The organism is Nostoc sp. (assembly GCF_036917355.1).
Lineage (GTDB): Bacteria > Cyanobacteriota > Cyanobacteriia > Cyanobacteriales > Nostocaceae > Nostoc.
Genome location: NZ_JBALDP010000065.1, coordinates 118,651 through 137,131 on the forward strand (window position 1 = coordinate 118,651; position 18,481 = coordinate 137,131).

Below are 18,481 nucleotides of genomic sequence, written 5' to 3' on the forward strand. Positions count from 1 at the left end.
TTCTAATATGAAGTTCGCTAAAACACCCATAATAAAAAGTTTGTAGTGGAGACTTCAGTCTCCAAAGCTAGGACTAAAGTCCTGACTACCAACTTTAATTTATTTAAGCCTAGATTACTTATATCTCAATACGCTTGGGTTAAGGCTATGCAGTTACGAAAATTGTCGGTTGGGTAAAACTTTAGTGTTACCCAACAAAGTTGAGAAAGTGTTGGGTTGAGGAACGAAATCAAACCTACGTAAAAGTTGAGTTTTAGGCTTAACTAAACTGTATTGACTTATATCTGTCTTATTTATTGAATATATTTGCAATTGTGATAACGGCGATCGCATTTAGTTTGTATATGTCCTGATATTGGTCTAATATCATGCCTGAGTAAAAAAATTATCATTAAGACTGACTACAAAGCTTAGAGACCAGAGAGAAAGAGGGTTTTAAGATTTTTACACAAATACCCACAATAATCACTAATTAGTCAGATATAGCAATCAGAATTGAAACGTGAGAATATAAGGAGATGACAAACACGTAATTATAAGCTTTACAGTGATTTTATCTCTCCCAATGATTTAGGATTGCTATTACGATCTTCATAGAGAATTTGTATTAGTGAGTAAATATTTACAGATTATTCTGTGGCAAAAGTGATATAAATTTTATCAGTATGCCAGAAGTAAATTATACATTAAAATTATCAAATAAGTTACCGCCAAGCAGATGTAAAGAGCGATCAATAAATTATATGAAATATGCTAAAATCCTGGCACTCATGAGGGTTTTAGCATTTTTTGAAAAATATCAATTTTTCTATGCCAACCTGCGGAATGTGGGTTAACATCTACCTGATTAATTAATTCACAATGTCTCAGCAACAGCGCACTCTCTTAATTGTCGATGATTCCCCAGAAGATCGAGAACTCTATCGGCGGTATTTGCTGCGCGATCGCGAATCTTCTTACACTATCCTAGAAGCAACGCTGGGACAACAAGGGCTAGAACTTTGGCAGCAACATCAGCCCGATGCTGTGTTGCTTGATTATCGACTGCCCGACATGGACGGACTGGAATTTTTAGCACAATTGCAACCCTCAATGCAACAGCCTTGCCTACCTGTGATTGTCGTCACTGGGCAGGGCAATGAGGCGATCGCAGTTAAGGCAATCAAAGCGGGCGCACAAGATTATATTATCAAAGAGCAAATTACCTCAGAAGGGCTGCAAATAGCAGTCAATGGGGCAATTGAAACAGTCCGGCTACGTACCCAACTACAACAGCGTATTGAACGAGAGCGTGTAGTCTCACATATTACCCAGAAAATTCACCAATCGCTGAATCTGGATGAAATTCTTCAAACAACCGTAACCGAAGTGCGAGAATTTCTGCACACCGATCGCGTCTTAGTTTTTCAGTTAAAACCTGACGGGAATGGCACAGTAATAGCAGAATCAGTTGGGACACAGTGGCGATCGCTCCTTTCGTCTACTATGTACGATCCCTGCCTTGCTGAGAGCTACATCACCTCGAATCGACCGCAACCTGTCAGGCACGATCCCGCCTCGATTAAAAATTATATCGAACGTTATTATCAGGGGCAAGTAACGGCAGTATCAGATATTCACGATCGCAGTCTCGATCCCTGCCACGGTGAATTGTTGGCACAGTTTCAAGTCAAAGCTCATCTGGTTGTACCAATTCTGCAAGACAACCAGTTTTGGGGATTGCTAATTGCTCATCATTGTAGCTCCCCTCGATTTTGGCAGCCCTTAGAAATTGACTTGCTTAAAGAGTTGGCAACTCAGATGAGTATCGCCTTGCGACAGGCAGAACTGTATCAGCAGGCACAGCATGAACTAAAAGAACGCCAACAGGTAGAAGCAGAACTACGCCAGAGCGAACAACGGCTGCGATTGGCACTGTCAGCTTCGCGGATGGGAACGTGGAACTGGAACATCCAAACCGGAAAAATTTCCTGGTCGGATAACTTGGAAGCTTTATTTGGACTGGAGCCAGGAGAGTTTGACGGCTCATTCGAGATGTTTGCCGCGCGAGTCCACCCTGACGATCGCGATCGCGTTCTGGCAGCCGTCGAGCGTGCCATCGCCACAGGAGAAGACTATGACATTGAATTTCGAGTAGTATATCCTAATGGTACGATTCGGTGGGCACTGAGTCAGGGTAAGGTATTCTACGACCAACACGGGCAACCGATTCAGATGGCGGGTATCGATCTCGATATCACCGAACGCAAACAGTCAACCGAAGCTCTGCGTGAGAGTGAAGAACGTTTTCGCCAACTCGCAGAAAATATTGATGCAGTGTTCTGGATCAAAGAAGTGTTAGAAAATCGAGTTAGCTATGTTAGTCCTGCATATAAACGCCTGTGGGGATTGAACCCGCAAGAATTGTATCAAGGACAACAAGCATGGGTCGATTGTATCCATCCAGAAGATCGAGAAGCGACAGACAGAGCGTTTCATGAAAAAGCTGTCGCAGGTAAATTTGATGAAGAATACCGGATTATTTTAGCCGATGGTAGTATTCGCTGGGTTCACGATCGCTGCTTTCCCCTTCGAGATGAAACCGGAAAGATTTATCGGTTTGCAGGTATTGCCGAAGACATCAGCGAACGCAAACAGGCAGAGCAAGCCTTGCGAGACAGTGAAGAACGCCTGCAAATGGCACTGGAAGGTTCTGGTGGCGGTCTCTGGGATTGGAACATTGTTACCAATGAAGATTATTTAAGTTCCCGATGGCTGGAAATGCTGGGATATGAGCAAGGAGATTTACCTGGGGACTTTAGCGCTTGGGAGCGACTGATTCATCCTAACGATAAAGTTTGGGTAATGGAACGGTTGAATGCTCATCTTCACGACGATTCGGTATCTTACAAATTTGAATATCGAATGTTAACCAAGTCTGGGGAGTGGAAATGGATAGCCAACCACGGAAAGGTAGTTTCGCGGGATCGACAGGGCAATCCACTCCGCCTTTCAGGCATCCATCATGATATCAGCGATCGCAAACAGGCAGAACTTGCTCTGCGAAAGAGCGAAGAACGCTTCCGCACCTCAGTTGAAAATATGCTGGACTGCTTTGGGGTATACCGTGCTGTACGGAATGAGCAGGGACAGATTGTCGACTTTGTAACAGAATATGTCAATAGTGCGGCTTGTTTCAACAATCAAATGACTTATGAGCAGCAGATTGGGCATGGATTGTGTGAATTACTACCAGGGCATCGTGACAGTGGATTGTTTAATGAATACTGTCAGGTAGTAGAAACAGGGCAGCCGCTCATTAAAGACAGCCTAGTTTATGAGGATGATTACGGACAACAACGCTTAGTTAGAGCCTTTGATATCCGCGTGGCTAAATTTGGAGATGGATTTGTTGCCACTTGGCGAGATATCACCACTCGCCAACAAACCGAAGAAGCCTTGCGCCAGAGTGAAGAATTTAAAAACCGCATTTTAGACAGCAGTTCTGATTGCATCAAGGTATTAAGCCTTGATGGGCGGCTGCTATACATGAATACAGGTGGACTGTGTTTGATGGAAATTGATGACTTAAATGCCCATCTCAATAATGAATGGCTCTGTTTCTGGGAAGGCAGTTCTCGGCAACAAGCAGAGAAGGCACTCGCTGCCACTAAAACAGGCAAAGTCAGTATTTTTAGCGGATACTGCCCAACTGTAAAAGGCACTCCGAAATGGTGGGAAGTAGTCGTTAGCCCGATTTTGGATGCTTCCGGGCAGCTGGAACGAATCTTATTGATTTCACGAGATATTACCGATCGCAAAAAGATAGAACTTCTCTTGCAGGAGAGCGAAGCCCGGTTGAAACTGGCGTACAAAGCCACGCAATCGGGATTATGGGACTGGGACATTATCCGCAACAGAGCTCATGTATCTGAAGAGTACATCAATCTGTATGGGCTTGACCCAAGTACAAAGGAAATCACTTATGAACTGTGGTTAAGTCACCTGCACCCAGACGATCGCACCTCAGGCGATGAAGGGGTGAGTCGCACCATCCAGCAACAGGAAGAGTACTATGAAGATGATTTCCGCATTCTACATCCTGATGGTATTCGCTGGTTAGCGGCGAGAGGTCAGGTTTTCTATGATGCTGCGGGCAATGCGGTACGGATGGTAGGTAATGTCCAGGATATCACCGATCGCAAACAAGCTGAAATCCAACGCGATCGCCTATTTCAACTAGAACAAGCAGCCAGAGCCGAAGCCGAACGCGCTAATCGGATCAAAGATGAATTTTTGGCGGTTCTCTCCCACGAATTGCGATCGCCTCTTAACCCGATTCTCGGCTGGACAAAACTGCTGCAAACCCGCAAATTTAGTGAAACCAAAACGGCTGAAGCTTTAGCCACCATTGAACGCAACGCGAAACTGCAAACTCAACTGATTGATGACTTGCTCGATCTAGCCAAGATTCTGCGCGGCAAACTGAGCATAGATGCGGCTCCTGTGAATTTGGCATTTGTGATTGAATCTGCGATCGACACAGTAAATACAGCAGCCCTTTCCAAATCAATTGTGTTGCATTCAGTACTGCCGAATATTGGGCAAGTCTCTGGAGATTCCAACCGCCTTCAACAGATCGTTTGGAATTTACTTTCTAATGCGATCAAGTTTACCCCCAAAGGAGGACGGGTAGAAACCCGACTAGAGCAAGTTGACGATCGAGCCCAAATTATCGTCAGTGACACTGGCAAAGGCATTAGCTCTGACTTTCTCCCGTATATTTTTGAGTCATTTCGTCAGGAAGATGTCTCAATTACCCGCAAGTATGGGGGGTTAGGATTGGGGTTAGCGATCGTCCGGCAGTTAGTTGAGGCGCACGGCGGCACCATCACGGCTGATAGTCCTGGTGAAGGCTTGGGAGCCACCTTTACAGTCCAGTTGCCACTGCTGAATGTTGAACCGGAAATCAAGCAGCCAGATGAGTTGCCACAACAAGAACTCGAACTCACGGGGATTAAAGTCCTCACAGTTGATGATGATCCCGATGCCCGCGAGCTATTAACAGTATTACTTACTGAATACGGAGCAGAAGTCTTGACTGTTGCCTCTGCGGCAGAAGTTTTAGCAAATCTAGAATCCTTCCAACCTGATGTCTTAGTCAGTGATATTGGGATGCCCGAAGTCGATGGTTATTCCCTGATTCAGCAGATCCGCACTTTAACGCCCGAAAAAGGGGGAGAGATTCCCGCGATCGCTTTGACTGCTTATGCCAGAGTTGATGATTACGAGCGAGCGATCGTCAGTGGCTATCAGCGGCACGTTACCAAGCCCCTCGATCCAGAAGAGTTAGTTCAATCTGTGGTGGCACTTGTACACAGTAAACTATGATTCAGTTTAATCGAAAGGTGATGCTACATAAACAACTCCTTCAATCAATTAGGTTTTCTTGAGATTGAGTATGGCATTATCGCGACACTCAAACTCTGCACTAATGAGGCGATCGCCATTCTCAAGAGGCAGTAGACAATACGGTTCGGTTCAGGTTTTTTGATGACAATTATAAATCCCAAAAATGCGATCGATCGTCACAAAAACGCGATAACTCGCCGTCTCTACAAAAGAATAATTTCTGATATAATGCTTTGTTTTTAGCAAACAAATCTCTTGCAAAAGTCCCTTCACACGGTAGAATAACGAAATTTTGCAAGAGGTATTAATCATGAAACCATTTCTGTTCGTAACCGATTTAGATGACACCCTCGTATATCGGACTGTGGGCGATGACAGCGCTTTACCAGAACTGAATCAACTGCTGAATAGACATCGCCAAGAATACGGCACTAAAATAGTTTATTCTACCGGGCGATCGCCTGTACTTTACAAAGAACTCCAAGCTCAAAAAAATCTTTTGCAACCGGATGCCCTCGTCCTTTCAGTGGGTACAGAAATTTACCTTGATGGTACTGATACTCCAGACTCAGGTTGGTCAGAAATCCTCTCTCCGGGATGGGAACGGGAAACTGTATTATCTATTACGAAAAAATATCCTGAGTTAGTTCGGCAACCAGATTCAGAACAGCGTCCCTTCAAAGTGAGTTGTTTCCTAGAACAAGAAGTATCTGCGAATGTTCTACCACAACTTGAAGCAGAGTTGCAGAAATCTAAATTAAATGTAAAGTTAATCTACAGTAGCGGTATTGACCTTGACATTGTACCCTATAGCAGCGATAAAGGTCAGGCAATGCAATTTTTACGCCAGAAGTGGAAATTTGCAGCAGAACAAACAGTTGTCTGTGGTGATTCAGGTAATGATATTGCTTTATTTGCTGTAGGCAACGAACGGGGAATCATTGTGGGGAATGCCCGCAAAGAGTTACTCCAATGGCACAATGAGTATCCCGCAGACTACCGCTACCTGGCAAAAGGTTTTTGTGCAGGTGGAATTATCGAAGGCTTAAATTATTTTGGTCTCTTGTAATGATTAGTTATTTAAAAGGTATAGTCGCTGGTATCCAAACAATTGGCGCTAATCGCGTTATTCTGACTCTGGAAGTGAATGGCTTGGGGTATGATTTGCAAGTTCCTCAACGGCTAGCCAATCAGTTACCAGAGTCGGGAGGAGTAACGCAAATTTTTACCCATTTGCAGATTCGGGAAGAAGTGCCCTTTCTATATGGCTTTGCTTCCCCAGCCGAACGCGATTTATTTCGCCACTTGCTGACTGTCACAGGTATTGGTGCAGCCTTAGCGATCGCCCTCTTAGACACTCTGGAACTACCAGATTTAGTCCAAGCAATTATCGCTGGCAATACACAAATCCTCATTCAGGCTCCCGGTGTCGGTAAAAAAATCGCTGAACGCATCTGTTTGGAACTGAAAAGCAAATTAGTCGAGTGGCGCAAATCAGCCGGGTTCTTCGTCGCCACAGGCGGGCCAGCACCGGGAATTCTCGAAGAAGTGCAAATGACCCTCTTCGCCTTGGGATATACTGCCCATGAAGTCAGTCACGCCCTCCATGTGGTCAGCGAAGACATCGGACTACCCAAAGATGCCTATGTCGAAGATTGGATTAAACAAGCGATCGCTCATCTCAGTAGCGAACAAGTTTAATTGTCATTTGTCATTTGTCATTTGTCATTAGTTATTCTCCCCTGCTCCTCTGCTCCCCTGCCCCAATGACCGACCCTTATGCCTGGCTAGAACAGTCCTTAGCAACAATTCATCGGGCGGACTGGTATCGCTCAGTACAACCGATCAATGGTCGTCCAGGTGCAACGGTGGTTTTAGCTGGGCAAGAGGTAATTAATTTTGCCAGCAATGACTATTTGGGTTTGGCTGGAGATGAGCGTTTGATGGCAGCGGCAACGGCTGCGATCGCAGAATTTGGGACTGGTAGTACTGGTTCGAGATTACTCAGTGGGCATCGAGAATTACACAGGGAGTTAGAGTCGGCGATCGCATCTACCAAACAAACAGAAGATGCCTTGGTATTTAGTTCCGGGTATCTTGCCAATTTGGGTGCAATTACCGCCCTTGTGGGCAAGCGCGATTTAATATTCTCTGACCAGTACAATCATTCCAGTCTAAAAAATGGAGCGATTCTCAGTGGTGCAGTAGTGGTGGAATATCCCCACTGTGATATAGCAGTACTAAAAACTCAGTTGAGTCAGCAGCGGCAAAATTACCGACGCTGTTTGATTCTTACTGATACCGTCTTCAGTATGGATGGCGATTTATGTCCGTTGCCTGCACTGTTGGATCTCGCTGATGAATTTAGCTGTATGCTGCTAGTCGATGAAGCTCATGCTACTGGGGTACTAGGAAAAACTGGCGCTGGATGTGTGGAACATTTTGGGTGTACAGGAAAGCAATTAATTCAAATTGGCACTTTGAGTAAAGCTTTAGGTAGTTTAGGCGGGTATGTAGCAGGAAGTACCGCCTTAATTGACTTTTTGCGGAACCGCGCACCCAGTTGGATTTATACCACTGGGCTTTCACCTGCTGATACAGCTGCGGCCTTAGCAGCGATCGAGATCGTGCAAAAAGAACCGCAACGCCGTGCCCAATTGTGGGGAAATATACATTACTTGAAAACTTTGCTGCAACAGTTACCTAACCTGAAATTGCTGCCTTCTGAATCACCCATATTATGTTTTCAATTGCCTAATGCTACAGATGCGCTCAAAGCTGGAAAACAGCTAAGAGATGCTGGCATTTTTGCCCCAGCAATTCGCCCTCCCACAGTACCCACAAGTCGAATCAGAATATCTTTAATGGCAACTCATGAAGTAACGCATATTGAAAAATTGGTAGCAGTGCTAAAGGATATTAGCTGGCGACAGTAGGGTATTGGGCATAATGAACGGAGTTCCGAGGTGGATTCATCCAGTTCAAAGGTGGATGAACGGAGTTCCGAGGTGGATTCATCCAGTTCAGAGGTGGATGAACGGAGTTCCGAGGTGGATTCATCCAGTTCAGAGGTGGATGAACGGAGTTCTGAGGTGGATTCATCCAGTTCAAAGGTGGATGAACGGAGTTCTGAGGTGGATTCATCCAGTTCAGAGGTGGATGAACGGAGTTCCCAATCTCCAATCCCTTTTATAAAACTGGTAATTGATTAAACAAAATCCAATAAAAACCAAGTTGCTGGACTGCTTGGTTAAATTGTTCAAAATCGACAGGTTTGACGATGTAGCTATTTACCCCAAGCTGGTAACTCTCGATCATATCCTGGTCTTCAGCAGAAGAGGTCAGCACCACAACCGGAATCATTTGTGTGCGTGGATCGGATTTGAGTTGCCGTAAAACTTCTAATCCACTTATTCTTGGTAGTTTCAAATCTAGCAAAATGACTTTGGGTTGATTTGTCATGCTACGGTGGGCGTACTCTCCCCGACAAAAGAGAAAATCTAGGGCTTCGGCTCCATCTTGAAGTAGTTGAATATTATTGCCAATTCTACCGCGACGCAATGCTCGGATAGTTAGCTCGGCATCAGTAGGATTATCTTCAACTAACACAATGGAAATTGGTTGCTCTAAAGATGGGCTATTGGGCCGATCGATGGGTTGGTCACTCATGGGTTATATTTACCCTTGAAGGGTGAAATAAAAGGTTGCGCCTCGATCGCTCGCTGCTTCTGCCCAAATGCGCCCACCGTGGCGTTGAATAATGCGCTGCACGATCGCTAGTCCAATCCCCGTACCTGCAAAATCTTGTTCGCGGTGCAGACGTTGGAATACTCCAAACAGATTATCAGCATACTGCATATCAAATCCTGCTCCATTATCTCTAATGAAATATACTCCTTCCCCATCCATAACCTCATAGCCCACTTGAATGTAAGCAGGGGATTTGTAGCGGGTGTATTTAATTGCATTCGATAACAGATTTATCCAGACTTGTTTGAGTAGTGAAGGGTCAGCCTGACATATAGGTAAATCGGCGATCGCAAACTCAATCTGACGACCCTTTAAATCTGAGGCGAAATCACTCAGCACCTGTTGAATTATCTCATTTGGCAAGACGGGCTGCCGAGACATTTCCTTACGATCTAGGCGGGATAGGTTCAACAAATCGTCAATCAACTCACCCATGCGTTTGGCATTATCCCGCACAATTTTTAGATAACGATTGGCTTCTGTATCGAGTTGCTTACCGTAGTCTTCTTGGATCATTCTCGCAAAGCCAACGATCGCTCGCAGTGGTGCCCGTAAATCATGAGAAACGGAGTAGGAAAAAGCCTCTAACGCTTTGTTGGCAGCTTGCAATTGCTCTGTCCGCTGGATTACTCGTTCTTCTAATTCAGTATTGAGTTGGCGGACTTCTGCCTCTACCGCTTTCAGGGCGCTGATATCGCGCCCGATCGTAGAAAAATATTCCAGACTACCATCTGTGGCTTTGTGAGCAATGATCATTTGGGAAACCGGAATTTCTCTGCCATCACCGCCCAACAAAGCAGTTTCACCAACCCAGATCCCATTTTGTATAGCTGCCGGAATGCCTTGATTTTGGATAATTTCTAATGCCCACTGGGGATGGTAGTCGGGGATATTCATGGTAGTTATATCTGCATCCAGTGGTATGCCTGCCAATTTTCTGGCTTGACTGTTATTCCAAAAAACATTGCCTTGGGGAGTGGCCATGCCAATATGATCGGTGGATGCTTCTAGGATGGTAATTAGGCGATCGCGGTCTTTCTCGGCTCGTCGGCGTTCGGCAATTTCAGCTCGTAAGGATTCATTCAGTTCTGCCTCCTGTTTCAACAGACGGGCATTGTCAATGGAAATAGCTGCCTGAGTAGAAAGTAAACTGAAGATTTCAATTCGCTCTGGGGTAAAGGCGCTGGTGGTAAGATTATTTTCTAAAAGGACAACTCCAGTTAGTTTTCCCTGGTTTAAAAGAGTAGCGCAAAGAATTGACTTCGATTGGTGGCGAACAATCCAAGGTTCAGATTGAAAGTTGCCCAATTGAGCAGCATTATTGAGGACGATGCTTTCTTGGGTGCGAATCACGTAATTAATCAGGCCAGTTGGTAAATAAGGAGTACCGTCTGCTGATATCGATTCCAAGGGAATTGATTGCAAAACGGCTACTGTCTCATTGCCAATCGACCCCATCGCCTCAATCCGCCATTCGTCTTGTGTTGGTAAAATCAGATAACCCGTTTGCGCCCCGGCATTCTCAATCAGGATGGTCATCAGTTTTGCCAGGAGTTTATCTAAGAGAATTTCACTGGCGATCGCTTGGGAGGCTTTCAACACTGTTTCTAAATCCAGTATTTCTAACTGAGTTGCACCCGATTCTCTAGTGTTAACTTTAGCTGTTCCAGTTCTTTGCGATCGTAGTTCTAGCAGTTGGGGATACCGCTTCTCCAAATCCTGAACTTTAGCAGTTGCTCCCCAGCGCAAGTAGCCGTACCTTGCCTCTTGCAGATAGGCTTTGGCGATTGTCATCCGGTGATTTGACAGATAAAACTTTGCTGCTAGTTCGTTTGCCAGAGCCTCTTCTTGGAGGTATTCGTTTTCTCTGGCCAGGGTAATGGCGCGATCGTAGGCATCCATTGCTGCTACTACCTCACCCAATACCCGATGCCTTTCTGCTTCTACCAAATACCATTTATGTAAATAATTCATCGGGGCATGATGTGCCCAAAGTTGCATCTTCTGTTGACTGTCAGCTACCCGTTGGAGAATCATTACCTGCTCCTCCTGATTCACCTGGGGATAAAGCATCAGTCGCGCCAAGGAATCATAAAAATAGAAGATGGGGAAAACTGCATTCGACCTACCTCCATCTGGGTAATTTTCTGCTTGATTGGCATTGTCAACGGCTTGGAGAAAATTCTCAAAGTAATAGCAAAGAAACAGCTTATTGAAGTAAAGATAAAACAGCCCTTTATGATGATTAGCTTGTTGTAGCAAAGGTAATTGTTGCGACTCATTGTAAGCTTTACCGATCAAAACGTCGGGAGTCGCAGATGTTGTCATCAAGTTCAAGACTGTCTGTTGATAAACCGTGAGTGCATTGGCATTAGTAGATTCTTTCAGTTGAGTGAGTACTTGGATGTAGCTCTCCAGTTTCTGTTTTAGTTCGGGCAGGGGCATATCTGTAAAAAAACAGTGGTCGCAGTGGTGCAAAATACTGTATGCGGCAAATTCCAAATCTCCCGTCTCAATGCCGATTTGGTAAGCCTCCTGTAATGGTTTAATTGTTTCTTTGAGGTGAACATTCCGAAACCGCACAGAGGTGTTGGCCATGAACAGGGTTTTACAACGGATCGGTAAGCTGCTGGATCGATCTAATAGCTTGAGTGCCAACCGCACAAACTGATAGCCCGTTTTAATCTCTAGAAGCACGCTGCCCAGAATGTTACTGTAGGCGGCGTAGGCAAACGCAGAAAGGTCATGATTGCCATACTTAATTGATAAATTCACCATCTCCAGAATGATTAGCGGAAATAGCGCTGGGGCTGCTTGGTAGGCTGGGGCCATCAAATTTGCTAATAACCGGATGCTGAGGGGAGCGATCGCATCCGTCATCGGTGGTAGATCGAACAAATCTTCCACCCGCCTACCCTCCAAAGTGCGGGCAGTATTGGAGAATGCTTGCTGAATTTCCTCTGGAGTTGGTGCAACTGGCAGATGTACGCCTAATTCTTCTAGAGCCTGTAGACCGATCGCCAGTGCTGACAGAAATTGCATCTGTCCGCAATATGCTTGAATTTTTACCTCATAAACTTTAATTTTGGCTGCCAGCAATTTGGTATTTTCTAGCACGCAGCTGACTAATTGTTCCATTAACTCCAGTTCGCCATTGAGGTAAGCTGTTTCTGCTGCCAAACTATACAGCGCTAGAGCCAATTCATACTGACTTTGCCAGCAATTATCTGCCAACAAATCTAAACCGATTTGGAAGTATTTTAAGGCAGAGTTGTATGCTGTAGAAGCTTTCGCTTTTTCCCCTGCCATCAAATTTAGTTGAGCCAGTTCATCGCGTTCTGGCTGGATTTTAATTAGCTCTTTACCTAAATTGAGTTGATTAGTGATGTCAAAGATATTTTCCTCTCGCTGTTGGGCAGAAGCTTTCTGGAGCAGTCGTTTGCCGATTTGCAAATGAACATTTCGCCGTTCTGATTCGGGGATCAGAGAATAAGCTGCTTGCTGAATGCGATCGTGAACAAATTTATATTCAATGGCAGGGTTGCTAGGGAGTGGCACATCCAAGACAACAGATTTGTGGGCATTACTCATGGGCAAAATCAACCCTTGAGCGATCGCTACTCCCAAAGCTTGCGCGGCTTCCCGTTGGGATAGTTCAGCCGCAAATGCCAGGGTTTCCAAATCAAAAGAGTTACCAATACAGGCAGATAGCTGCAACACTTGCTGCGTCTTTTCGTTGAGCTTCTGAATCTTACCTGCCATCAACTCCACAATGTTATCGGTAATTCCGCAATTTTGAATTAGTTCTATCGACCATTGCCATTTCTTTGTTTGGCGATCGAATTCTACTAGCCCTTCAGTGTAGAGAGATTTCAAAAATTCATTGATGAAAAAGGGATTGCCACCAGTTTTTTGTTGCACCAGTTCCGCTAAGGGCAAGGAATTCTCTGGTTGGCAGTGCAATGTATCGGCAATCAGCTGATTGATATCATGTAAACTTAATGCTGCCAGAGAAAGTTGGTTCACTACTACTCCAGCTTGGCGAATTTCCTCTACCATCTGCATCAAAGGATGAGCTGCATTTACCTCGTTATCTCGGTATGCCCCCATCAACAGCAAAGATTGTTTCTTGGTGGAGGTAGCTAGCAGTTGAATCAGCTTCAGCGAGGCATTATCTGCCCACTGGAGATCGTCTAAAAAAATGACGAGTGGATGTTCTGGCTGGGTAAAAACGCGAATGAAATTTTGGAAGACTTGGTTAAAGCGATTTTGGGCTTCTGTTGGCGGTAGAACTGGTACGTCTGGTTGCTTGCCGACAATTAATTCCAATGTTGGAATTACCTGGGTAATGACGCGACTGTTTGAGCCAAGGGCAGCTAAGAGATTGTCTCGCCACTGACACAGTTGTACATCCTCTTCAGTCAGTAATTGTTTGATCGGTGACTCAAAGGCTTGAGCGATCGCAAAGTAAGGAATATTGCGCTGATACTGGTCAAATTTGCCTGAAATAAAGTAGCCCCGTTGTTGCGTAATCGGTTTATAAATTTCCTGCACCAATACTGACTTGCCAATACCGGAATATCCTGCTATCAGCATCAGTTCAACTTGAGAAGCAGACAGTTCGTCCCTCTTACCTGCTACTCTGGCGATCGCTGCTAATAATGTTTCAACCTCTCTTTCTCTACCATAGAGTTTTTCTGAGATATAAAACTTATCAGAAATATCCTGTTGCGCTAACAAAAAAGGCTCAATTCGTCCTGTATTTTGTAGCTGAATTAGACACTGTTCTAAATCAGTTTTAATTCCCCAGGCACTTTGATATCGATCCTCTGCTGTTTTAGCTAATAGTTTCAAGATAATTTCGGAAACGATCGCCGGAATTTCTGGATCGATAACATGGGGTGGAACGGGTTTCAGAGCCAAATGGTAGTGAATCAACTCCAGGGCATCACTAGATTCAAAGGGTAGCCGATGGGTCAATAGTTGATAGAAGGTAGCACCTAATGAATAAAAATCAGTTCGGTAGTCCAGAGAACGGTTCATCCTGCCTGTTTGCTCTGGAGAGATGTAAGCTAATGTTCCCTCTAATACGGTTGGATTTTTGAGAGTTAATGTTTCCCGCGATCGGGCAGTTGAAATCCCAAAATCAATAATTTTAAGTTGTTGTGTTTCTAAATTTAAAACAATATTCGATGGATTAATATCCTTATGAATAATATTTGCACTATGAATTTCACTTAAAATTTCAGCGATCCGAACAGCTAACTTCAGAAACTCGATTAAGGAAAACCTTCTTGTCGCGATAATTTTTGTTAAGGATTCGCCTCCAAAGTCTTCCAGAACGATCGCAAAAGTGCTTTGATATTGCTGCAAGTCGTAAGCCTGGATAACACCTTCCAATGATAAGCTGCGGGTAATTTCGTATTCCAGCTTATAACGCGTGATTTCTTCTGGCGTAGGGTAGTCTTTCTTCAAAATCTTGAAGATTAAAGGCAAACGATCCAGTTCCCGAATTCCCCGATAGACCTGTGAATTAGCACTTTCATGGATTTTTGCCCAAATTTTATATTCAGGAATTTCCAGCATGGTTCAACGGCCTTCAATTCTTACATTGAGGAGCAAAGTAGGGTTGACTTGCAAGCCAGATTATACAATAATCAAACCCTTCATTATTGATTTATTTAGACTCAGGAACTCCAAGAAATAAATTATCCAATCAATATTGTGGAGTGAGCGTCTCGTCATTGGTGTCAAGTTAAGGTATCAAGATGTCAATAGAGCGAGCAGCCATTCGTCGGTGACATTGACGAACGGCTTTAATCAAGCCCATCGAACGATTTACTAGTTCTTTACCCCTTATTTACTCTAAAAAATAAGTTCCTAACTCTTTTATTCTCTCTACCCAAGCTTTCATCTCATCAGCTACTTTATACTTCCATTGAAGTTGAAGTACTTCTCTAGTATGAGAATCATCAAATATAACTTTGTCTTTGTTTTCAAAGACTGGCGCCATAAATTCTACCTGAGCAGCCTGGGCTAACATTTTTGACACCTGGCTAATACTAAAATTTTCAGGCGCAGCAAGGTAATGTCCTCCTTTTGAGCCAAATCGCGCTACCGCAATGTAGCAGTCTGCTAAATCTTCAACATGAATCCACGCCGTCATAAAATCTGGTGGAAATGGCTGATAGCCTTGGTGTGGTTTCCCTGTAATGAACTGCTGAATTGCAAAATCCCAGAAACTGCCACGAGTTGGTGCTGAACCATACACTGATGAAGGATAGACAATCGAGGCGTAACCTCCATTACTGATATATTCTTCTACTAGCTCATCTTTCAAAACATTTACACCTACTAGTAAGTCAAGACATGCTAAATATTCGGGCAGTGTATAACCTTTTGGCGGAGGTATTTCTGTTATTCGTCCTCCATTGGCGGTAATCAAAGAGAAATTCCCACTGGTTGTAATTACATGAATATCTGGCGAAACTGCACTAGTACCGTATAAAGCGGCTTCTAATGCTATACGGTCTAAAGCGAATTGAGCTTCTTGGGTTGATTCTGGAGGCATGTGCCACGCTACATTAATTACTGTTGTAATATCATGCTTGCGAATTGCTTGTGCAACATCATTGCTGGAAATTTCTACCTCTTGAGAGCGGATTATTTCTTTGCAGAAAGGCTTTATACCCTCAATATCACTACTCGGACGCACAAGAGCCAATACGGCAAAATCTTGTGTCTGAGAAAACTTTCGGCACAGCGCTCCGCCAATATACCCGGCTGCACCTATAATCAAGACATTTTTAACGGAAGAGCTTTTTTCGGATGAAAAGTCTTTGTTCTTTGACATATTTGAAAGTTGTAGCTAATTAAGGTTTTTTATGTTTTTAAAATAGCGCTTAAGACAAATTAAATATCCGTAGTCTACATTAATAAAGTAGAAACTGATATCAGTAGAAAATAAATGCGTGGAGATTTTTATGTGTGTAACTAACTTACAATCTTTAGGTTTACGATCGCAAGGCAGATAAATGCGAAATATTGACTTTTACCTTTGCTTTAACCCTTGAATTAGTCAAATATTTAATTTGCAGCATTCATGAGGTTTAGTTGGGAAACTCTACGCACTGTTCACTTTATCACTGTTCCTACTGTCATACTGTTTACAATTGCTCATTCCTTACTTGCCCTGAAGGTAGGAAGCATCCGTTTAGTGAAATTTATGTTTCTGTAGAGGTTTTATGAGTCTGATTCTTCCCAAACGTACCCTATCCCGTCGTCGGTTACTGCAAGTGTCTGGACTTTCAGGGGTAGGCTTTCTTCTTGGTGGCTGTGGGACAAATTTGTTCTCAGATAATCTGCGGCAAATATCTGAGCCACTAAACCAAAGTCTTGAAGCACTTCTATTAACTCAAAAACCTATACCTGAATTTCCTGTCAGTGCCATAGAAGCAGATAAATTGCTGGTTAATACCTTTGACTTCACTCCGCAAATCGATCCAGCGCAGTTTCGCTTAATAATTGATGGTGAGGTCAATAACGCAATGCAATTGAGCATGGCAGATATCCAAAAACTGCCCTTGACTTCAATGGTAATTCGCCATGTCTGTGTTGAAGGCTGGGCTGCGATCGTTCAATGGGGAGGTGTGCGATTACGAGATTTAGTAGCGCTGGTACAGCCTAAGTCAAATGTCCGCTATGTCTACTTCAAATCTGCGGATGGCTACTATGAAAGCTGGGATCTTGCTTCTGTTGTACATCCCCAAACTCTCATGGCTTATCAAAAGAATGGACAACCCTTATCAGTTGATAATGGTGCGCCGATGCGCCTAGCATCCCCAATTAAACTGGGCTACAAGCAAAGCAAGTGGGTAACTCAAATCACATTTGTCAGTAATTTATCGCCTATTAAAGGCTATTGGGAAGATCAGGGCTATGAGTGGTTTGCAGGGCTATAAGGCAGGCAAAAAGCTAATCTATTGAAAAGCAAGCTACGCATAGCGTCTGGCAAAGAAAAAGTTAGTGAATAAGCTCGCGTATGACCAGTAAACTTGGTCTAAACTGTTTAGCTTGCACTTTGTGTCAGCTACGCTATATCTGCCCCAATTTAAATGCCGATTAGTTTAGTTACCCCACAGTGGTTAACAGTCCCTCCCGAATCAGGCGGCGGCCTAAGGTTAGCTTGCTGTTATCGGTGAGGCCGGGAAGTGCTTTAATAGGAAATTCTTGAGTATCAACAATGAAGCGAAACGCTCGCTCTGTAGTCTCTGGGCCTGTTACGCTGTTTCCCGTAAATTGAAGGACAACCCGACCTTGCTTTTTAACGACACGACAGATGCCTGCTCTTTTTTTAACAATCGTATCTAGGTTCAGGTTATTAATATTTTCAAGCTGGTAGAAATGTTCATCAGCTAAGGGAGGTGACTCCAACAAAAAACGTTCGGCAATTTCTTCAACGGCATCCTCAACCTGTGATTTATCTGCCAGGAGTTGGAGAAGTTCTTGAAATTGGTCTTGTAAGGATTCGTGGACTTCACCCTGCTGCAAAAAGCCAACAGGCAACGACTGTCGAAAGCGGACATCTCGTTGAGTTAATAATTTGACCGCACTAAGCATCAAGTCAGACCACCTAAAGACGTGGACACCAACTGTCAGATGAAGAGAGAAAGTGTCAGAAGTTCGAGCTTCGTGAATGTACCCACGAGGCATATACAACAAGTCACCAGCATTCAAACAGATTTCTAAAGGTTCGCCGAGTCCGTCTCTCGACTTGGGCAGGTCTTTTTGGTTAGAAACAAGGGGCAAATCGATTGGCGAGTTATATATATTCCAAAGCTTTGAGCCTTCAACCTGCAAAATAAAAACCTCATGTGTATCAAAATGAGGTGCAAACCCCTGTGTATTTTGGGGGGTCATAAACATATTGACCGTTACCGGATAATTGAAAAAAACTTCTAAATTTCTGCGAAAAATTGATACCGGCTGCCAGCGATCGTGAAGGTCGTTGATGGTAAAACTATAACCTTGAGAGTAGGAGCTATATAACTGATTAAGATCGGGGACTCCATCTCTACTGATATATTTTCCTATGCCTGGAGAACCGGGAGGAACTCTATACTCGTCCTTAGCCAGTTCAACTCCCAAAAGCTTACAGCGAGTAAACCAGATAATCGAGTCAATATCTTTCATTGAAAGCAAATCGCCGTAGTAATCCGGCTCACTTCTAGGAATAACCAGAGGACGTTTTTCCCAGTATTCATTAAAGAAAGTTGTTACTTCTATGGGGTTAAGCAGTTTTTCAAAATCAAGATCGTATACTGACATAACTCATTTCCTC

The 18,481-nt window shown here is 43.9% G+C and carries 10 protein-coding genes; 5 read left to right on the forward strand and 5 right to left on the reverse strand.

All coding sequences use genetic code 11. The features are described 5' to 3' along the window. Positions 1-861 precede the first annotated feature (861 nt). The 4 genes from V7K53_RS21745 to bioF all read left to right on the forward strand — a co-directional run bounded on the left by V7K53_RS21745 (position 862) and on the right by bioF (position 8,327). Positions 862-5,370 carry a PAS domain-containing protein gene (locus tag V7K53_RS21745; RefSeq protein WP_335199621.1) on the forward strand — a complete coding sequence of 1,503 codons (4,509 nt, stop codon included), beginning with the start codon at positions 862-864 and terminating at the stop codon, positions 5,368-5,370. A gap of 331 nt (positions 5,371-5,701) precedes the next feature. After that, positions 5,702-6,460 carry a sucrose-phosphate phosphatase gene (locus V7K53_RS21750; protein WP_335199622.1) on the forward strand — a complete coding sequence of 253 codons (759 nt, stop codon included), beginning with the start codon at positions 5,702-5,704 and terminating at the stop codon, positions 6,458-6,460. Beyond that, positions 6,460-7,092, forward strand: coding sequence for a Holliday junction branch migration protein RuvA (gene ruvA / locus V7K53_RS21755; RefSeq protein WP_099101282.1), 633 nt, complete (start codon positions 6,460-6,462; stop codon positions 7,090-7,092). The genes V7K53_RS21750 and ruvA overlap by 1 nt, the downstream gene beginning before the upstream one ends. A 65-nt stretch (positions 7,093-7,157) precedes the next feature. After that, positions 7,158-8,327 carry an 8-amino-7-oxononanoate synthase gene (gene bioF, locus V7K53_RS21760; RefSeq protein WP_335199623.1) on the forward strand — a complete coding sequence of 390 codons (1,170 nt, stop codon included), beginning with the start codon at positions 7,158-7,160 and terminating at the stop codon, positions 8,325-8,327. Here bioF and V7K53_RS21765 read toward each other — a convergent pair. From V7K53_RS21765 to V7K53_RS21780, 4 genes are all read right to left on the reverse strand, one after another. Beyond that, positions 8,311-8,535: a hypothetical protein gene (locus V7K53_RS21765; RefSeq protein WP_335199624.1), complete on the reverse strand. Its 225-nt coding sequence runs from the start codon at positions 8,533-8,535 to the stop codon at positions 8,311-8,313. The two genes, bioF and V7K53_RS21765, sit on opposite strands and share 17 nt — an antisense overlap. Positions 8,536-8,580: 45 nt before the next feature. Beyond that, positions 8,581-9,060 carry a response regulator gene (locus V7K53_RS21770; RefSeq protein WP_335199625.1) on the reverse strand — a complete coding sequence of 160 codons (480 nt, stop codon included), beginning with the start codon at positions 9,058-9,060 and terminating at the stop codon, positions 8,581-8,583. A 9-nt stretch (positions 9,061-9,069) separates the two neighbouring features. Then, positions 9,070-14,727, reverse strand: a complete 5,658-nt coding sequence (locus tag V7K53_RS21775; protein ID WP_335199626.1) for an AAA family ATPase — start codon at positions 14,725-14,727, stop codon at positions 9,070-9,072. Between the two features lie 274 nt (positions 14,728-15,001). Next, entirely contained in the window at positions 15,002-15,994 is a 993-nt protein-coding gene (locus V7K53_RS21780; RefSeq protein ID WP_335199627.1) for an NAD-dependent epimerase/dehydratase family protein, read from the reverse strand. 391 nt (positions 15,995-16,385) lie between these two features. On the opposite strand from V7K53_RS21780, the gene V7K53_RS21785 reads away from it, so the two are divergent. After that, a complete protein-coding gene (locus tag V7K53_RS21785) occupies positions 16,386-17,102 on the forward strand; it encodes a molybdopterin-dependent oxidoreductase (RefSeq protein ID WP_335199628.1) in 717 nt (238 codons plus the stop codon). Between the two features lie 169 nt (positions 17,103-17,271). Here V7K53_RS21785 and V7K53_RS21790 read toward each other — a convergent pair whose 3' ends face one another. Further along, positions 17,272-18,468 (reverse strand): cupin domain-containing protein, encoded by a 1,197-nt coding sequence (locus tag V7K53_RS21790; protein WP_335199629.1) that lies wholly within the window; start codon positions 18,466-18,468, stop codon positions 17,272-17,274. Positions 18,469-18,481 lie beyond the last annotated feature (13 nt).

Excerpts from the sequence above, each read along its gene's own strand:
- V7K53_RS21745 (WP_335199621.1), top strand. The coding sequence starts at position 862 with ATGTCTCAGCAACAGCGCACTCTCTTAATTGTCGATGATTCCCCAGAA.
- V7K53_RS21750 (WP_335199622.1), top strand. The coding sequence starts at position 5,702 with ATGAAACCATTTCTGTTCGTAACCGATTTAGATGACACCCTCGTATAT.
- ruvA (WP_099101282.1), top strand. The coding sequence starts at position 6,460 with ATGATTAGTTATTTAAAAGGTATAGTCGCTGGTATCCAAACAATTGGC.
- bioF (WP_335199623.1), top strand. The coding sequence starts at position 7,158 with ATGACCGACCCTTATGCCTGGCTAGAACAGTCCTTAGCAACAATTCAT.
- V7K53_RS21765 (WP_335199624.1), bottom strand. The coding sequence starts at position 8,535 with ATGAATCCACCTCAGAACTCCGTTCATCCACCTTTGAACTGGATGAAT.
- V7K53_RS21770 (WP_335199625.1), bottom strand. The coding sequence starts at position 9,060 with ATGAGTGACCAACCCATCGATCGGCCCAATAGCCCATCTTTAGAGCAA.
- V7K53_RS21775 (WP_335199626.1), bottom strand. The coding sequence starts at position 14,727 with ATGCTGGAAATTCCTGAATATAAAATTTGGGCAAAAATCCATGAAAGT.
- V7K53_RS21780 (WP_335199627.1), bottom strand. The coding sequence starts at position 15,994 with ATGTCAAAGAACAAAGACTTTTCATCCGAAAAAAGCTCTTCCGTTAAA.
- V7K53_RS21785 (WP_335199628.1), top strand. The coding sequence starts at position 16,386 with ATGAGTCTGATTCTTCCCAAACGTACCCTATCCCGTCGTCGGTTACTG.
- V7K53_RS21790 (WP_335199629.1), bottom strand. The coding sequence starts at position 18,468 with ATGTCAGTATACGATCTTGATTTTGAAAAACTGCTTAACCCCATAGAA.